The organism is Jeotgalibacillus aurantiacus (assembly GCF_020595125.1).
In the GTDB taxonomy this organism is placed as follows: domain Bacteria; phylum Bacillota; class Bacilli; order Bacillales; family Jeotgalibacillaceae; genus Jeotgalibacillus; species Jeotgalibacillus aurantiacus.
This window is the reverse complement of sequence record NZ_JACNMS010000001.1, coordinates 578,017-595,713: the sequence shown is the minus strand read 5'-3', so window position 1 is coordinate 595,713 and position 17,697 is coordinate 578,017. Positions and strand designations below refer to the sequence as shown.

Here is a 17,697-nt window from a genome sequence, read left to right as displayed (position 1 = left end):
TGCCATAAAGGCAAGAGACGAATGCTTACATCCGCGGTACCACTCTTATTGAAGAGACTAATGCTCTTCCTGCTACCGACGTTATCGCTGCCGTCTGCGGGAAAACCTACTGAATTCAGTTTTCCTTCTCACAGGTGCGCTTCCAAAAACGATGTGTGTGTCAGCTCCCACCAGCCCTGACTCGCTTGCCACCATCTGATTTTGTACTCTCCTGATCCTTGAATCATTTATAATTTTTAACAGTATACGCTCTGTCGCCCGTCAGCACAACCCCAAAATTAAAAATGGTTGATAAAGCCGCCTTCTGAGTGAATCGTCTGCCCGGTGATCCACTGTGATTGCTCACTTGCCAGAATACCTGCAAGCTTTGCGGCATCTTCGGGGCGGCCGAGTCTACCCTGAGGTGAACGCTCGAGCAGCACTTTCTTCAGCTCTTCATTCATCCATCCTGTGTCAGTTGGCCCCGGGTTAATGCAGTTAATCGTAATCTTTTTAGCTGCCAGCCTTGGTGCGAGTGTAAAGGCCAGTGTGTCCATTGTGGACTTTGTTAACACGTAAGAGAGCTCGTCCGGCATTGGCCCGACTTCCCAACCTGTTGTGATACAAATAATGCGGCCATATTCGTAATCGAAATGCTTTAAAAAGGTCTGCGTCAAAAGCGTGACGGCTCTTGTGTTAATCTCGTAATGACGATCAAGCCCATCCGCTGTTATGGTCTCGATAGAATCATTAATCGATACAGCCGCATTATGAACAAGAGTATCCGGATAACGTCCAAAAACGGTCATGCTGTAGGCGTATAATTCTTCGATTGAGCGTGGATCTGCCAGGTTCAGTTCAATGATTTCTGCACGGACACCAAAAGCGCGGCAGGCCTCTCTGATTTTCTCCGGATCCTCACTGCGCTCGTGCTGCATGACTTCCCGGTCATAAGCATGCCAGTAGGTAAACAGTATGTCCATGCCATCTGCCGCAAGCTGCTTGCAAATGGCAGCGCCAATGCCTTCTTTACGGCCGACACCTGTGATAAGTGCTAATCTTTTGTTCATGATGATCTACCTTTCGTGATAAAGTTTTAAGCTGTATGCCCGCATATTTTGTTCCGTTTGCAGGTCGTAAGGGTACCCGAGCTCTGTCGCGAGTTCCGTGGCCCAATCATGATACACATCCATCATGTGAAACAACGCGCGCCAGTTATCCTCGAGATCCGGACCTGCATATGTCCGCTCAATCCACTCCCAATCCTCTTTCGATAAATACCGCTTGAACCAACGCCCCATTTTATTCGGATTCACATTCCAATCGTGTTTGGAGCCGATTCTCCATTCAATAAGCGGCTGGAAAAAATTCAGTCTCAGCGCACTTTCTGAAATGAATTTCGCGAAAAACAGTTCGTCTCTGCGCAGACTTTTAGAAATATAGGATGTATCCCACCAGAAGCTGTTCACGGTTTCTGCAAACTCAACCTCTGTTGGCGGCTGGATCCGGTAGGCCTGATGAGTTGGATGCGGCATATTTTTGAACACACCTGTCTTATCGAGTAGAATGCGATAGCCGACATCATACTCGAGGGGAAGAGGGTTTAGCTTTTTACTGGTTGAAACGTGGAGGATTTGAAAATCCACTTTTGTTCCATCTTGAAATAAAGTCAGCCGGGTCATGTGCTCCTCACTTTTTTCAGGCATTTTAGGAACAGCTGCCGCAAGCTCACCGAATGTATTCAGCCAGTCATCTGTCTGAAATAATGTGAAATCGTTTACAAAAAGCTCTATATCAAAATCAGTCCATTCATCACGAAACGCATGGGGATTTGCCCGTGAGCTCGTGAGCAGGACACCTTCAATAGCCGGTTCTTTTTGAGCAAAGGGGAGAAGAACCCGGAAAAACTCCTGTTCATTTACCATAAGACATCTTCCTTTCTGCCTTATTCTAGGATACCATGAAGTTACTGAAAGTTCAGAGTTTCATAAAAAGTGAGGTTATACATATGAGTAAAGTGACATTAGTAAAGCCATCTGCAGCACTGGCAGATGCGTATCAGCAATACCAGGAGGAATGGACGCAGGCAGGGGAGAAAATGATTCCAACGGCGACTCAGCCTGCGCCTGTACCATTCGCAGAAAGATTAATTGGCTGGGATAACGATGAAACAGGCACCAATATTCCACCTGGCTGGGTAAAGGCTTCGGTATTTTTTCTCGTTGATGAGAAAGGTCGCATTTTAGGCGCATCCCATATCCGCCATGATCTGACAGAGGATCTGTTGAAGGTCGGCGGTCACGTTGGATACGGCGTCCGTCCAAGCGAACGGCAAAAAGGATACGCAACAGAAATTTTGAAACAATCACTCGTAGAAGTCCGTAAACTAGGAATAAAGGAAGTTCTTGTCACGTGTAACGATGACAATATCGGTTCTGCCAAAGCCATTGAAGCAAACGGCGGTGTAAGGGATCAGGACGAAATAGAAGAAGACGGTACGGTCATTAGAAGGTACTGGATTAAAGACTAGAAGGGAGTTTTTTGATGGAGCGTCAGGAAGTCATCCGGCTCGAAAACGTAACGAAACGATTTGGGGATAAGCTTGTGTTGGAGAATATTGATCTCTCCGTTTATGAAGGGGATATTATTGGATACATCGGACCGAACGGAGCAGGGAAAAGTACCACAGTGAAAATGATGCTTGGACTTGTGGATGGGTACGAGGGCAAAATCTTTATCTTCGGAGAAAATCTGAAATATCAGGATCATACATATAAGAGAAGGATTGGCTATGTGCCGGAAAATGCGGAGCTCTATGATTCACTGACGGCACAGGAATACCTCGCCTTTATTGCAGGGCTTTATGGTCTTGATGAGGGACTGGCGCGTGAAAAAGCGTATCGTTTGATGATGAAGTTTGAGATTGATCACGTTATGAATGCCAGACTGTCCTCTTTTTCTAAAGGAATGCGGCAAAAGGTGCTGATTATCTCGAGCCTGCTGCACAATCCGGATGTCTTATTTCTCGATGAACCGCTGAGCGGACTGGATGCAAACAGTATGCTGATTGTAAGAGAGATTCTTGCCCAGTTGTCGGCACAGGGAAAAACGATTTTTTACTCGTCGCACATCATGGATATTGTCGAAAAGATCAGCAACCGGATTGTGTTGATTTCAGGTGGGCGTATTGCTGCTGACGGTACCTTTGATGAGCTGAAGGAACAGAATCAGAAGGGATCTCTTCAGGATATTTTCAATAGTCTTACCGGTTTTAATCAGCATAAGGAAATTGCAGAAGAGTTTGTGGCGATCGTCCAGGAGGAATCGGCATGAACAATTTTGCCACGCTCAGACTGCTCGACCGTTTCGCCCCGCTTTTCAGGCGTGCTGGGATCGATTATCCGATGCTGCGGCTGATTCTTGGCATCAAGCTGACGATGGATACGAGAAGGGTGCCGACCGTTTTCGCCCAGTCAAAGGTTAAGGATGGGAAAAACTACTTTATCAGATCACTCTGGATTTATGCGTTATATGGACTAACGATTATTCCATTTTTATTTTTCGATGATTATTTCTTTCAGATGAGTATTATTTTTGGCATTTTGATGTTTATTCTGATGACCTCAATGGTCTCTGACTTTTCATCTGTTCTGCTTGATGTCAGAGACCGTAATATGATGTTGCCAAAACCGGTGGACCAACGCACGATCAGCACGGCGAAAATGCTTCATATTACTTTGTATATGTCCTTATTAACCATTGCTACGGCTGGCATTCCGTTGTTTGTCTCACTTTATGTAAATGGTTTCGGCTTTTTCCTGCTATTTCTGGCAGAGCTAATCCTGCTGAATTTTCTCATCCTGATGATGACCGCTCTCGTTTATTTTTCGATCCTTCAATTTTTCGATGGGGAAAAATTGAAAAATGTCATTAACTTTATGCAGATTGCTTTAACACTCGGAATCATTATTGGTTACCAGCTTGTGGCGCGTTCTTTTCAATTTACAGAACTGGATTGGACCTTCAATCCAGCCTGGTGGCAGCTTTTCATCCCGCCCGTATGGTTTGGCGCACTGCATGAAGCGCTGTTGAGTGGAGAGCGGAGCTTATTTGTCATTGTACTGGCGGCTTTAGCCGTGATTACCCCTGTGATGTCCATGATTCTTTATATCAAATTGATTCCTGCCTTTGAATCCTCTCTTCATAAACTCTCTACGGTTGAGCAGGGGAAAGAGAAGCGAACCAATCGTTTGAAGCAAGCCTTTCTTCGCTTCATCGCACCTGATCAGGAGGAGAGGAATTTTATGAACTTCTCTTTTGCAATGATGAAAAATGAACGTGAATTCAAGCTGAAGGTTTATCCTCAGGTTGGATTTACATTCGTGATTCCGTTTTTGTTTATGTTTACAACGACTGGAGACGGGTCTTTTGAAGCGCTTAGAGAAGGCAATTCCTATTATTTGTTTTATTTTACGCTGCTTGTGATTCCAACCGTGATTTCGATGGTGAAATACTCGGGTACCTATAAAGGGTCCTGGATTTATGCCGCGATGCCTTTAAAAGATCGCGTGTTAATTGACAGAGGTCTGACGAAAAGTGTGCTGGTGATGTTCTATCTGCCGATCATGCTGGTTCTTGCGCCTGTTTTCATCTGGATTTTCTCAGGAAGAATCTGGCTTGATCTTGTTGTGATCATTGCGACGGCGATTTTGTATGCTGCAATCTGTACACTTGCACTAAATGGGAAAAGCTTGCCGTTCAGCCAGCCTTTTTCGGTCGCACAGCATCAGGAGGGCATCAAGGCAGTGATCATGATGCTTGTGATCGGTGGCTTCTGTTTAATGCACGTTCTGTTTAAGAACTGGGCATTTGGGCTTGAGATCTATGCGGTTATCCTGTTGCTCGCTATGATGATTGTATGGACACTTGGTTTTAGGAGGATCCGATTTGAAACATGAACCAGCTTTACTGACTATTTTTCACGATCCATCAGGAGAAATTACCGGATCTCTTGCACAGGTCACAACAGACTTGGCAAACGCTTATACGCATAAATATGTTTTACTGAGCGAGGAAACTCATCCCTCTGTTGAGCACCTGTTAACAGAAGCGGGTTTTCACATTCGGCGTATTCCGAAAAGAGGGGTCGCTGATGCAAGAAGACGCGCTGCTAAGTGGGCATCTGTTCTTCCGCATGACTACTATCATTATTGCGACCTCGATCGTCTCGTCACGTGGTTTCAGACCAATAAGCAGGAAATTCCGGACATAAAGCGAAACATAGTAAAGAGGGATTACACGATTATCGGACGGAAGGCAGAAGCCTTTGCTTCGCATCCGGTAGAATGGCAGGAGACAGAAAAGATAGCCAACCGTGTATTTTCTATTGTGTTAGGTAAAGCCGCAGATATAACAGCCGGTTCCTGCGGGTTTAGTAAAAGGGCAGCGGAACTGATTACCAGTCAATCTGATGCTATGATGACGGACGGGGAATGGCCGATGCTCATTTTAAATCAATGGGGTCTGTCCTCCATTGGTACGTATGAAACGGCCGGCCTGCAGTACCTTGAACAAAATAAAGGGAATCCCCAGTCTGACATCGATGCATGGACCGTCAGACTGAAGCTTGCATACATCATCAGTGACTCCATCTCAGCATTATCACGAAAGGAACAATCAACATGAACAACTCACCTCAACCTACAAGAATGGATACGTTAAAATCACGTGAAAAAATCTTTCTTGGCCTATTGATCGGCGGCGCACTCGGTCTGAATTTCAGGCTTATCAACGTGCTGATGAAGGATGACATTACGATGCAAACCGTCAGCAACGTTGAACTCGGCATTTATGTGCTGTTTTTCATTGTGACTGTATCGGGCATGTTCTGGATCCGTAAACAGAAGAAGATTGAAATGGAAAAGAATCCGGATAAATACGAAAATTGATCAGATGCGGAACGTATGCCGGCAGTCCTGTTGGACCTGCTGACATGGCTCCGCGTCTGTTTTTTACTTGAAGGGAATAATGGCGGAAATGAAGGAATCCCAATGTTGAAAAGAAGGAATCCGCAATTGTAGTGAAGTGAAAATGAGCTTCAAAAGCTGTATTGAAGGAATTAAATTCCGGAAAGAAGGAAATGTAATCTGGAAGAACTTAATAAAATGCTGAAAAGACTGAATCAATTCGTGTTGTGAAGGAATGACAAGTAAACCACGGACAGCTCCATATAATCATCCGAATTTCTCTGACTCAATCCAATCTTTACATCTCCTCAACAAAAAAACTCCGTCTATCTGTTATCATAATAAAACACCGTGGTCTGACCATTTTAAAAGTTTCCTCAAAACAGATATAATCATAATAAAATCAGGGTAAAGATGAAGAAAGATCATCAAGTTAGCAATGCTCCAGCACATTTATTAATAGTGAAAACGACATAGTAAAGGGTGAAGACATTGACTGCAGAAATTCGTTCTATTAATCAGCATAAAAAGGTAATCGTTCTCGGGGGAGACGGCTTTTGCGGCTGGCCGACGAGCCTTCATTTATCCAAACAGGGATATGAAGTGATCATCATTGATAACCTGTCACGACGTAATATTGACAATGAACTTGAAGTGGAATCCCTGACGCCGATTCAGCCATTAGGTGTAAGAATTCAGGCCTGGGAAGAAGTTTCGGGGCAAAAAATGAAGCATATTAATATCAATCTTGCAGAAGACTATGACCGTTTCCTTCAGATGCTCCTTGAAGAGAAACCGGATGCCATCGTTCATTTTGCCGAGCAGCGATCCGCTCCTTATTCAATGAAATCTCCGCGCCATAAACGTTATACAGTGAATAACAATATGAATGCAACACACAATGTCCTTTGTGCCATTGTGGAAAGCGGGATGGATATCCATCTTGTGCATTTGGGAACAATGGGTGTATACGGTTATGGAACAGCAGGCGTCAAAATTCCGGAAGGGTATCTCGATGTGGAAGTTAAAACGGAGTCAGGTGAACGGGTGGAGCAGCAAATTCTTTATCCAACGAACCCGGGTTCTGTGTATCACATGACAAAGTCACAGGATCAGCTGCTCTTTCAATACTATAATAAAAACGATCAGCTTCGGATTACGGATCTTCACCAGGGGATTGTCTGGGGTACGAACACACATGAGACGAATCTGGACGAGCGGCTGATCAATCGTTTTGATTATGACGGTGATTACGGTACCGTTTTAAACCGCTTTTTAATGCAGGCGGCCCTTGGACATCCGATTACGGTTCACGGAACGGGCGGTCAGACTCGAGCCTTTATTCATATTCAGGATACCGTGAGATGTGTGCAGCTGGCGATTGAAAACCCGCCTGCAGCAGGTGATCTTGTGATGATTTTTAATCAGATGACAGAAACTCACCGCGTCCGTGATCTGGCTGAAATGGTGGCAGAGATGACAGGCGGGGAAATTGCATATGTCCCTAATCCGCGCAAAGAAGCAGCCGAGAATGAGCTGCACGTAAAAAACGAACTGTTTTTATCAAAAGGATTAAATCCAATCACATTAAATAAAGGGCTGCTTGAGGAAGTAACGGAGGTCGCCAGAAAATATGCTCACCGGGCTGATCACTCGAAAATTCCGGCAAGAAGCACATGGACGAAACAGCAGCAGCCAGGTGTTCCTGAAAACAAACAACCACTTACTGAACAGGCAGTACAGAGCTGAAGTCAAGGAGGGAGGAATCATTTTATGAAAATAGCTATCATAACAGAAACCTTCCTTCCATCAACAGACGGCGTTGTCACAAGACTATGCGCATCCATCCGGTGGCTGAAAAAGCAGGGGCATGAAATCCTTGTGATCGCACCGGATCTTGGTGTGTCTGATTTTGAGGGAGTCAAAGTAGCGGGGGTACCCGCTTATACTTTTTTTCTGTATAAGGATAAAAAGCTGTCCTTTTTCTCAAAAAAGGTAAAGGCTTATTTAAAAGATTTTCAGCCTGATCTTGTGCATGCTGTAAATCCTGCTTTTTTGGGTGCCACAGGCATTTATTATACGAAAAAACTGAAACTGCCGCTGATGGCCTCTTACCATACCCACGTTCCAAAATATGCGGATTACTACCACTTTTCCTTTTTGAAACCCGCGATGTGGAAGTACTTTAAAAAACTCCATGATCAGGCGAGCCTCAACTTATGTACATCGAAAGCGGTGCTGAAAGAGCTGGAGGAGAAGAACTTTCATAACCTGCATCACTGGAAACGCGGAGTGGATACGAAGCAGTTCCATCCTTCCTATTTCTCACAGGATATGCGGAATCGTCTAAGTAACGGACAACCTGAAAAAACGCTGCTATTATTCGTAGGCAGACTGGCGCCGGAAAAAGAAGTGGAGAAAATTAAATCTGTTTTGGAGAAATCCAACGATTATTGCCTTGCAATTGTAGGAGACGGTCCACATCGCAGCTTTCTTGAAAAGCATTTTAAAGGGACCAATACGATTTTTACCGGCTTTCTGCATGGAGATGATTTGGCAAGTGCTTATGCATCTTCTGATTTATTCGTATTCCCTTCTACAACTGAAACGCTGGGGCTTGTGTTAATGGAAGCCATGGCTGCCGGTCTCCCGGTAATTTCTGCAGATAGCGGACCTACAGGGGAACAGATTGAGGACGGCGTGAATGGGCTCCTGTATCATGCAACACATCCGGACGGCTTGTTTAACACGGTTGAAAAACTGAAAAATAAGGAAGACCGTGTTAAAATGGGCGTGCGTGCCCATGAAGGCATCCAGTCTGTCGGATGGGATGATCAGTCCAGTCAACTGTACGACTATTACATGCAAACACTGGAACTGCATCATAATAAGGCAGCAAAATGACTTAAATAGATGGTGTGATTAATGAAGAACAACCAGGGATTGACCCAATTTTATAAATACGCTCTGATTGGACTCAGCTGTGCATTAATTGATATTGGCGTATTAAACGCTTTGCTGTTTGCCTTCCCGACGCAGGATGCGGGGTGGCTGACCACGTTTAATACAGTGGCTTATACAGCGGCGATTTTGAACAGTTATGTATGGAATTCGCGCTATACGTTTAATGTGCAAAAAAATAAGAAGCAGTTCGTGGGGTTTATTCTGCAGGCAACAGCCAGTCTTTTTATAGCAAATGGCGTTTTTATCGGAGGCATATGGATCATGGATGCACTCGCGATTTTGCCGGACTGGGCGGAAACGAACACAGCAAAAGGGCTTTCGATGCTGTTGTCTTCTTTGTCGAGCTTTTTCTTTATGAAGTGGTTTGTGTTCAGACGATAAAAAGCGGAGCAATTTGCTCCGCTTTTTGCATGGTTTTTATATGGGGATTATAAGAAAAACCGTGCCAGGCTATGCTCCTCTCACGACCGAAGAATGAGCCCGGGGTCTTCTTGTGATTAGATTGTTTCATTTAGAATGTATCGAAAAACAGCTCTGTGAAAAATGGCTGGCTGTCTTCGTTGAAGTCAACTCCGATGCCAAGGTAGGCGTAATCGGATTTCAGGATATTCTCACGGTGTCCAAGGGAATTCATCAGACCTTCGTGGGCAAAAACGCTGCTGTACTGCCCGTAAGCAAGGTTTTCACCAGCTATGGCATAGTCGATTCCATCCTCATCCATCCGGTCAAATGGTGACTGGCCTTCCAGGTTATCATGGGAAAAGAAATTATTTTCCGCCATGTCTGTACTGTGCTTTTTAGCGGTACCGCTGATGGCTTCGTCCCACTCCAGCACAGACTGGCCATGTACGACGCGTGCCGCATTGGTCAGATCAAACAGCTGATATTTAAAGCCCTCTTCAAGCTCAGCTGAAGGTTCAGCATATAGCGTTTCTCGCTGATCCTCGAGACGGTCGTTAATGATTTGGATAGCTGTTACAGTCTGTTCTTCGTGTAAATCATAAAATACGGTGATATACGCCCCATTGAAAGCGAACATATCATATTCTCCGTCCGTTTGAAGCTGATAGCGGACCATTCCTTTTTGTAAATAAGTCAGTGGTTCGCCAAGCTCGGCACGAACCTCTTCACGGGTGCTTCCCATTTGTAAAGGGAGGGAAGAGGAAATCAGGTCCTGATTCGTGAACAAGCCATTCACTTCTCCATTTTCATTATAGGAAGCCATAAAGAAGTTTTGATAATTTTCGTGATACGTGTGCCACTCCACACCAAATTCATTCATTGACATCCGGTCAGCCTGTCCTGCTTTCTCCACTACTGAACTCTCGGAATCACCAAGCTGAACATTATGCACGGAAAAAATTTCGTTCGTCGGCACCTCTAAATCCGGTTTTGCAATCGCAGCCGTTTCATTTTCAGTCGATATTTCAGGTGCATTTTGTACGACCTCATTGATATCGATAATAAAAGAAGTAACAGATTCAAGCATTGAATTCCATGAATCCTCTATAGCGCTGCCGTTCACAGCAGACACAACACTGCCTGAAATCCGGTCCATAAACGACAGATTCACCGACTCAGGTACAGCTTCTTCCCAGAACGGCTTTGTGAGAAATAGGCCAAGGACGATGACAATCAACAGCAGTAATTTTCTCAAGGCACTTCCCCCTAACTCTCATTATTTTAACGTATGACAAGGGGATCGAGAAAGGAAAACGGTGATCAAAAGGTGTCCGTTCATTTAAGCGATATGACTTATAATACCCATAAACCATCTCCGCACAAACCCGCGACACCATATTGCCCATCAAAAAACCGCACCCGGGAAGGATGCGGTGATCTGTTCTTATTTCGCTTCTTCAAACTCAGGATCGTGAAACGGGTGGGCTACCCAGCCTTCTTTTTCAATAAAGAGACGAACAGCCACAACCTCGCGCTCATCTGTCAAAGTAAAGAAGTGTGGCGTGTTAACCGGAACTGAAATCACATCTCCCGGCGTCAGGTTCACATCAAAGTAACCTTTTTCCTCGCTCTTAATAATGAAGATTCCGGATCCGGCAGTGATGGCACGCACTTCATCTTCTGTATGTGTATGAACCTGTTCAAACTTCTTAAGCAGATCATCAAGGCCCGGTGTCTGTTCATTTAGTGCAATGACATCCCAGTTATGATAGCCGCGACGCTCAGCAAGAGATCGGATTTCTTCATCAAATACTGATAGAACGGTTTCTTTATCTTCGTCATTTAATCCTGTTTCGTTTTGCAGTGCAGAAGGGAGCTTTGATGGATCCCATTTCTCGTAAAGCACACCTTGCTCTGCTAAAAATGCTTGTACCTGCTCTTCACCTTTAATAACTTCCTGAGTATCTCTGATTGTGATTGTTGCCATGTGATATTCCTCCTTGAGTGTGTAGTCGTAAGGCTAAATGTGTCTCAAATAGAAATTCGAACGCTTCAAGATGTTTTTTGGCTTCAAAGGCATTACGCCCCCAGGCTGTGATGCCATGGTTTCGGATCAGAATGCCATAGATGCCTTCCTCGATCCTGCCGGCAAGCTGCTCAGCCAGATCAGGGATGTGGGCCGGATTTTCAATGATCGGAATGCGAAGTATTGCGTCTTCATCCCAAAGGTTAAATGCTTTGATCAGCTCCTGCCCCTGAAAGGTGATCTCTCCCTGTTTGGCATAAAGTTCTGAGATTACATTGTTACTGACGGTATGAACGTGAAGCGAGCATCCGGCATCTGTCAGCTCATATACTTTCTGGTGCAGCAGTGTTTCAGCGGAAGGCTTTAAATGAGTATCATGAACCGGACGGCTATTTGCATCTACTAACAGAAAATCTTCGTCAGTCCTTTTGTATTTATCTTTTCCGCTTGCTGTCACAAGAAACTGAAGAGGGGAATCTGAGACTTTAATAGACAGATTACCGCTCGTTCCGGGGAACCAGCCGCGCGCGCCAAGCGTGTCCTTTACATCCGCCAGTTCATTCCAGCGTGTCGTCACATCACTCATCGCTGCACCACCTCCTGTTGCTGTTCGAGATACTGAATGATCTCATTAAAATCTTCAAATCTTTGATAAGGAAGGTTTAATTCCCGGCATTTTTCTTCCAGATATTCACCGCAGACAAAAACGAGATCCGCCAATTTAGCGGCTTCAAGGTCCGTGACAGAATCGCCAATCACGATTTTCTGTACATCATCCCCGGCGAGCCTTCGAATGATACTCGGTTTACAGCAGCCACAATCGTTAGAGCACTGGCTGTCACATGTGTGAGGCCAGGTAATCCGGATCGTGTCGTCTGAAAAGTCACTGTCGTTACAATACAGCTGGTCATCAAGCTGAAACGGTGCAAGCATCGGTTTCACAAAGAAATCAATGCCGCCGCTGACAATGTTTAAAGGGACATTTTCCTTTCTTGTATAGGCGACAAATTCCCCGAAGCCATCGCGAATTTCAGCTGTTTCGACAACGTATTGGATAATGTCTTCTTTCAGTGATGAGGGAAGCATGGCAAACATATTTCCCACTCCTTCCCGGATCGTTATTTCCCGGGAAAGAATCTGGTCTTTAATCGGCTCCCAGCCAGGAGGATTAAAGTGACGCATGATGGAAATAATGTTGTCTGATTTTGTAATCGTCCCATCAAAGTCGCAAAAAATCATTTTGGACATGCCTTTACCCCCAAAGTGCCAGTGCTTTTTCAAGCTCCGGAGATTTAGAGGCAGCTGTTTGAAGGCTGCCACCTGCAACGACTTCATCAATCGCATCACGGAAGGCTTTCGCTCCGGCAGCTGCTCCGTCCGGATGACCGTGAATACCGCCGCCTGCATTGATAATCGAATCTGTGCCAAAGTCCTCGATCAGCTGAGGAACAAGTCCGGGGTGAATGCCGGCAGATGGAACAGGGAATGCCCGTTTCAGTCTGCTGTCAGAGCGAAGTGCATCTCTGATCGCCAGTGTTTCACTTTTTTCCATAGCCACACTGCCGTATGGAGAAGGGAACAGGACAAAATCAGCTCCGGCAAGTCTCAACAGCTTACCTAACAGTACCTGGTTTGAAATACCGTAAAGGGGTGAAGCCGTCAATGCACCGGACACAGCAGGGTGCGCCATGATCGGCACATGAATGTCCGGGTCTTCAGCGAGACTTTGCAGGGTATCAAGACCGTAAGCAAAAACGTTAAATAGTAACGCATTCGCTCCCAGTTCAACCGCACGCTTCGCTTTGTCTTTTAAATCAAACGTTCTTCCGGAAAGATTGACTGCATACAGTGTACGGTGTCCGGAACGCTCATATTCTTGGTTTAGTACCTGCACGCCAAGTTCCACCCGTTTTTCAAATGGTGTAAGTGGATTGTCAAACAGAATTTCATCATCCTTCACAAGATCCACACCACCGGCAGCCTGCGCGCGAAGCTGTTCAGTAAAAAGATCAGTGCCGCGTCCGATCATACCTTTGAAAATGCTCATCAGGAGCGGACGGTCGTGAACATTTAATGTTTGTCTGATGGTCTCAATGCCAAACTGTGGTCCAGGGAACTGTTTTTCAAGCTCTGTGTCCAGCTCAATATCAATCAGCTTCACTTCCCCGTCCAGGGACAGCTTTCCGAAAATCGTTGTTAAAATCGCCGGAATATCAGAGCTGAAATTTGCAGCCGGATACGCAATTTTGATCAGGCCTGCTTTTCGTTGTCCTAAATGAGAAGCTGATTCCAGTGCGGGAACCTCCTGAACAGAAAGCACCTCACCCTTATGTTTCTTTAACTGCTCCTGATCCACAGCCGGAAGGTCGGTCCATGATCCAACCGTCAAGCCGAGGGCAATCGACTCTGCCTTTTTCTCTAAGTTGCCTTTCGCATCGTGTACAAGGTATGTAGCCGTAATCTGAGACATGATAAGCATCCTTTCAGTGATAAAATCAGTATTTTGAGAGCGGTGGGGACTGAACAATACAATGATAAGTTGGAACGATACAAATATGATTCGGATCAGTACAAAAAGGGTGAGGAACAGTACAAAAATGAAGGTGTGAAGTCGTATCAGTACAAAAAAATCTTCATTCGATTGAATTAAGCAGTGAAACAGTACAATAAAAAGCTGATTCGATACAATAACTCACTCAAACAGTACAAATCCCTTCGGCACTGTTCACCCACCTGACTAAGCAAGATCCAGCTGACTTCGTTCACCCACCTGTTTAAGACAAATCCATATACGCGTTCATTCACCCATCACAATATGAATAAACAAAAAGTCCGCTCCAAAAGAGGAAGCGGACATTTACAGTAAACGTTCTTCCTCTTATCCTTCAGCCATTGCTGTGAGAATTAGCACCTTGAATCAGCGGTTAAGCTGAAACAGGTTGCCGGGTTTCATCGGGCTCGTCCCTCCACCTGCTCTTTATAAGAGTTCATACGTATTCAGTTGGAATTAAATTCATGTTTCGAATTATCGCAAAAAAAATTGTGCAGGTCAATAACTTTTCAGAAAAAATTTTTTATTTAAAAAATGCGTTGACAAAATGGAATCCTATTCCGTAAACTTGCAATTATGAATTTCAAATGAACCAGAAAACACCAACTGAATACCTTCTCTTATCGAGAGTTGGCTGAGGGAATTGGCCCTGTGAAGCCCGGCAACCGGCCCTGTTTACCATTTTGGTAACAGGGACACGGTGCTACATCCAACAGACATTTTTTGTCTGAGAGATAAGAGGTCGAATCCGATTTATTCTGCCTCTTTCTATCATGGAAAGAGGCTTTTTTATTGTTAATCCACCAGGAAAGGAGCAGCCGGATGGGAAAAGCAGAGCGTTTAAAAAAAGCAAAGCCGCCCGTACAAAAAGACACATATGGAGGCCGCCTGCCACCGGGGCAGACCCTGACGGAAAAGTTTCCGATTCTTCATGAGGGTGAGGTGCCGGAATACGATCTCAAGCTTTGGGATTTCCGCCTTTTTGGAAATGGTATAAAAGAGAAACGCTTTACATATGACGAATTATTAAACCTTCCTCAGACGACGATTGTCAAAGATATTCACTGTGTAACGAGGTGGTCGAAGTTTGATAATGCGTTTACGGGTGTGACGATTCGCGAGCTGTTGAAAGACGTTGAGATTCCAGAAAACGTACGCCACGTGATGATTTACGGCGACTATGATTATGAGACGAATTTGCCGATTGAGGATTTACTGAAGGAGGACATTCTCCTTGCACACTCTTATGACGGTAAGCCTTTAACGCCAAAGCACGGTTATCCTTTCCGTCTGATCGTTCCACATTTGTATTTCTGGAAGAGTGTGAAGTGGATCAGAGGCATTGAGTTTCTGACAGAGGATCGCCCCGGCTTTTGGGAGCGTAATGGTTTTCATAATTATGGAGATGTATTTGAAGAAGAGCGTTTTTCCGGAGAGGATTTAGATATTCCGGAGGATGAATGGCATAAAAAAGAATTTGATTAAAGGAGAGAATCGCATCATGACAGTACTGCAGGAAAAAACGTATCAGCCATTTACAGAGGAATCAGTCCTCGTTTACTTAGAGCAAAAAGGATTCATTAAAGATCGCAAGGAAGCTGACTGCAAAGAGGTCGGTGATGGAAATTTAAATTATGTGTTTATCGTTCGTGACAACACGACAGATCGATCCATTGTGGTGAAGCAGGCATTGCCATATGCAAAAGTGGTAGGGGAAAGCTGGCCGCTGTCACTGGACCGTGCGCGGATTGAGCGGCAGGCACTGCAGGAGGCGGCAAAGCATGTCCCTCATCTTGTGCCTGAAGTGTACGACTATGATGACACGTTTGCGATTACGGTCATGGAGGATCTGTCTGATTATGTGATTTTGCGGAAAGGCCTGATTGAAGGGAACCGTTATGTGAATCTTGCGGAGCACATTGGACGGTATCTTGCAGAGACGCTTTTCCATTCTTCGGACGAGGCACTTGGGCCGGTTGAGAAGAAGAAGCTGGCGCGTCAATTTGTGAATCCTGATCTGTGTGATATTACAGAAAAGCTCGTATTCACGGATCCTTACTTCAACGCTGAATCCAATTCATACGCTGAAACTCTTGAGGAGACGGTAAATGAGCTTTGGCAGGACGATGCTCTGCTTTTTGAAGTCGCAAAATTGAAAAAACAATTCCTGACGGAGGGTGAGGCACTGCTGCATGGTGATCTCCATACGGGCAGTGTATTTGTCACAAGTGGCGAAACGAAAGTCATTGATCCGGAATTCGCTTTTTTTGGACCTGCCGGGTTTGATGCCGGCGCATTTTTGGCCAATCTTACGCTGAACTTTATTGCCCAGCAGGAGCGTTCTTCAGAGGGAGATCGTCAGGAAATCAGTGCTTATCTGCTTGAGGCAATCGAACAAACGTGGGCAGTGTTTGAGCAGCGCTACCGTGAGCTGCTGAAAGAGCATGCAGTGGAAGAACGCTACAAGTCAGATGAATATGCTGATTACATTGTGAAGAAAATCTGGCAGGATACGCTTGGCTTCGCAGGCTGTAAAACGATTCGCCGCATTATAGGTCTTGCTCATGTAGAGGACATTGACGGGATTGAGGATGATGAGTCGAGACTTCGTGCTCAAAAACGCGCGATCGAGACCGGCCGTCACTTGATTTTTAACCGTCAGCAGTGGCAATCTCCATCAGACTGGACTGCTTACTTAAAGGAGCTGGTGCAGCCATGACAGTCAAGCAGGATTTTATTAAACCGGTCATCTGGGAAGGTGAATCAATCAAGCTGTTGAATCAGCAAAAGCTTCCTGGAAGTGTGGAATATATTTTTTTAACGACAGCAGAAGATGTATGGGATGCCATCGTTGAGCTGAAGGTACGCGGAGCTCCGGCGATTGGCATTACAGCTGCTTATGGTCTTGCGCTATGGGCGAAAAATAGTGAAGCAGAAACAACGGAAGAACTGTTACAAAGCTTAAAGAAGACGGCAGACTATCTCAACTCTGCACGCCCTACAGCGGTCAATCTTGCATGGGCGCTTCACCGGCTTGTGCGGGTGGCTGAGCAGCAGTCAACGATTCCTTCGATCAAAGGTAAACTCGAGCTTGAGGCAATTGCCATCCAGCGCGAGGACGAGGAAACGTGCCGCCTGATCGGGGAAAACGGCTATTCTCTTTTACCCGAGGGAGCCAATGTGTTAACCCACTGTAATACGGGTGCAATCGCAACCTCTAAATATGGTACAGCACTCGGCGCATTTTACATTGCAAAGGAACGTGGTAATGAAATCCACGTCTATGCGACAGAAACGAGACCCGTTTTACAGGGAGCGAGACTGACGGCATGGGAGCTTCAGCAGGCTGATATTGACGTCACGCTGATTACGGATAATATGGCTGCCCACGTGCTGAAAACGAAAAATATCGATGCGATTATTGTAGGCGCTGACCGGATTACGGCAAATGGAGATACGGCGAATAAAATCGGCACATACGGCCTTGCGCTTTTGGCAAAAGCCCACGACATTCCGTTCTACATCGCAGCACCTTTATCTACGATTGATCTGGATACAGCAACCGGAGAGGACATCGTGATTGAAGAGCGCAAAGCGGAAGAGGTTACGCATCTTGGAGGTCAGCGCATTGCCCCGGAAGGCGTTCAGGTATTTAACCCCTCGTTTGACGTCACGCCAAACGAACTGATTACTGCCATCATTACCGAAAAAGGCGTGATCAGAGGAGATTATCAGCAGGAATTACAAAAATTATTTTAACAATAGCACGGGATGGGATTCTTTTTCAGGGCCTGTGCCGCCTGATACTT

Annotated in this window: 18 protein-coding genes, 2 riboswitches and 1 other annotated feature; of the genes, 11 read left to right on the top strand and 7 right to left on the bottom strand. The window is 45.3% G+C overall.

Annotation, left to right across the window (positions count from 1 at the left end; genetic code table 11):
- Positions 1 to 10: 10 nt before the first annotated feature.
- Positions 11 to 228, bottom strand: a binding site (T-box leader).
- A gap of 50 nt (positions 229 to 278) precedes the next feature.
- Together H7968_RS02805 and H7968_RS02800 are read right to left on the bottom strand one after the other, a co-directional pair.
- Positions 279 to 1,049: an SDR family oxidoreductase gene (locus tag H7968_RS02805; RefSeq protein ID WP_134373930.1), complete on the bottom strand. Its 771-nt coding sequence runs from the start codon at positions 1,047 to 1,049 to the stop codon at positions 279 to 281.
- 6 nt (positions 1,050 to 1,055) lie between these two features.
- Positions 1,056 to 1,904, bottom strand: coding sequence for an aminoglycoside 6-adenylyltransferase (locus H7968_RS02800; protein WP_227394716.1), 849 nt, complete (start codon positions 1,902 to 1,904; stop codon positions 1,056 to 1,058).
- A gap of 83 nt (positions 1,905 to 1,987) precedes the next feature.
- On the opposite strand from H7968_RS02800, the gene H7968_RS02795 reads away from it, so the two are divergent.
- The 8 genes from H7968_RS02795 (at position 1,988) to H7968_RS02760 (ending at position 9,290) form a co-directional block, all read left to right on the top strand.
- Positions 1,988 to 2,509, top strand: coding sequence for a GNAT family N-acetyltransferase (locus H7968_RS02795; protein ID WP_227394715.1), 522 nt, complete (start codon positions 1,988 to 1,990; stop codon positions 2,507 to 2,509).
- Between the two features lie 14 nt (positions 2,510 to 2,523).
- Positions 2,524 to 3,312: an ABC transporter ATP-binding protein gene (locus tag H7968_RS02790; RefSeq protein ID WP_227394714.1), complete on the top strand. Its 789-nt coding sequence runs from the start codon at positions 2,524 to 2,526 to the stop codon at positions 3,310 to 3,312.
- Complete coding sequence (locus H7968_RS02785; RefSeq protein ID WP_227394713.1) at positions 3,309 to 4,937, top strand: hypothetical protein; 1,629 nt, start codon at positions 3,309 to 3,311, stop codon at positions 4,935 to 4,937. Before H7968_RS02790 ends, H7968_RS02785 begins: the two co-directional genes overlap by 4 nt.
- Positions 4,927 to 5,664 (top strand): hypothetical protein, encoded by a 738-nt coding sequence (locus H7968_RS02780; protein ID WP_227394712.1) that lies wholly within the window; start codon positions 4,927 to 4,929, stop codon positions 5,662 to 5,664. Before H7968_RS02785 ends, H7968_RS02780 begins: the two co-directional genes overlap by 11 nt.
- Positions 5,661 to 5,927 carry a hypothetical protein gene (locus tag H7968_RS02775; RefSeq protein ID WP_227394711.1) on the top strand — a complete coding sequence of 89 codons (267 nt, stop codon included), beginning with the start codon at positions 5,661 to 5,663 and terminating at the stop codon, positions 5,925 to 5,927. Before H7968_RS02780 ends, H7968_RS02775 begins: the two co-directional genes overlap by 4 nt.
- A gap of 510 nt (positions 5,928 to 6,437) precedes the next feature.
- Positions 6,438 to 7,694 (top strand): NAD-dependent epimerase/dehydratase family protein, encoded by a 1,257-nt coding sequence (locus H7968_RS02770; RefSeq protein WP_227394710.1) that lies wholly within the window; start codon positions 6,438 to 6,440, stop codon positions 7,692 to 7,694.
- A gap of 24 nt (positions 7,695 to 7,718) precedes the next feature.
- Positions 7,719 to 8,849 (top strand): glycosyltransferase family 4 protein, encoded by a 1,131-nt coding sequence (locus tag H7968_RS02765; protein WP_227394709.1) that lies wholly within the window; start codon positions 7,719 to 7,721, stop codon positions 8,847 to 8,849.
- A gap of 21 nt (positions 8,850 to 8,870) precedes the next feature.
- Positions 8,871 to 9,290, top strand: a complete 420-nt coding sequence (locus H7968_RS02760; protein ID WP_227394708.1) for a GtrA family protein — start codon at positions 8,871 to 8,873, stop codon at positions 9,288 to 9,290.
- Positions 9,291 to 9,420: 130 nt separating this feature from the next.
- Here H7968_RS02760 and H7968_RS02755 read toward each other — a convergent pair whose 3' ends face one another.
- From H7968_RS02755 to H7968_RS02735, 5 genes are all read right to left on the bottom strand, one after another.
- Complete coding sequence (locus H7968_RS02755; protein ID WP_227394707.1) at positions 9,421 to 10,566, bottom strand: CAP domain-containing protein; 1,146 nt, start codon at positions 10,564 to 10,566, stop codon at positions 9,421 to 9,423.
- Between the two features lie 189 nt (positions 10,567 to 10,755).
- Positions 10,756 to 11,298 (bottom strand): 1,2-dihydroxy-3-keto-5-methylthiopentene dioxygenase, encoded by a 543-nt coding sequence (locus tag H7968_RS02750; RefSeq protein WP_227394706.1) that lies wholly within the window; start codon positions 11,296 to 11,298, stop codon positions 10,756 to 10,758.
- Entirely contained in the window at positions 11,258 to 11,923 is a 666-nt protein-coding gene (locus tag H7968_RS02745) for a methylthioribulose 1-phosphate dehydratase (RefSeq protein ID WP_227394705.1), read from the bottom strand. The genes H7968_RS02750 and H7968_RS02745 overlap by 41 nt, the downstream gene beginning before the upstream one ends.
- A complete protein-coding gene (locus H7968_RS02740; RefSeq protein WP_227394704.1) occupies positions 11,920 to 12,585 on the bottom strand; it encodes a 2-hydroxy-3-keto-5-methylthiopentenyl-1-phosphate phosphatase in 666 nt (221 codons plus the stop codon). Before H7968_RS02740 ends, H7968_RS02745 begins: the two co-directional genes overlap by 4 nt.
- Positions 12,586 to 12,589: 4 nt before the next feature.
- Positions 12,590 to 13,807 (bottom strand): 2,3-diketo-5-methylthiopentyl-1-phosphate enolase, encoded by a 1,218-nt coding sequence (locus tag H7968_RS02735; protein WP_227394703.1) that lies wholly within the window; start codon positions 13,805 to 13,807, stop codon positions 12,590 to 12,592.
- A gap of 405 nt (positions 13,808 to 14,212) precedes the next feature.
- A riboswitch (SAM riboswitch) is annotated at positions 14,213 to 14,323 on the bottom strand.
- Positions 14,324 to 14,505: 182 nt separating this feature from the next.
- Positions 14,506 to 14,629: riboswitch (SAM riboswitch) on the top strand.
- 81 nt (positions 14,630 to 14,710) lie between these two features.
- Between H7968_RS02735 and H7968_RS02730 the strand changes: the two genes are divergently transcribed.
- Genes H7968_RS02730 through mtnA form a run of 3 tightly spaced genes read left to right on the top strand, consistent with a single transcriptional unit; the run spans position 14,711 to position 17,647 of the window.
- Complete coding sequence (locus H7968_RS02730) at positions 14,711 to 15,373, top strand: sulfite oxidase-like oxidoreductase (protein ID WP_227394702.1); 663 nt, start codon at positions 14,711 to 14,713, stop codon at positions 15,371 to 15,373.
- A 16-nt stretch (positions 15,374 to 15,389) separates the two neighbouring features.
- Entirely contained in the window at positions 15,390 to 16,607 is a 1,218-nt protein-coding gene (mtnK, locus tag H7968_RS02725; protein WP_227394701.1) for an S-methyl-5-thioribose kinase, read from the top strand.
- Complete coding sequence (mtnA, locus tag H7968_RS02720) at positions 16,604 to 17,647, top strand: S-methyl-5-thioribose-1-phosphate isomerase (protein WP_227394700.1); 1,044 nt, start codon at positions 16,604 to 16,606, stop codon at positions 17,645 to 17,647. Before mtnK ends, mtnA begins: the two co-directional genes overlap by 4 nt.
- Positions 17,648 to 17,697 lie beyond the last annotated feature (50 nt).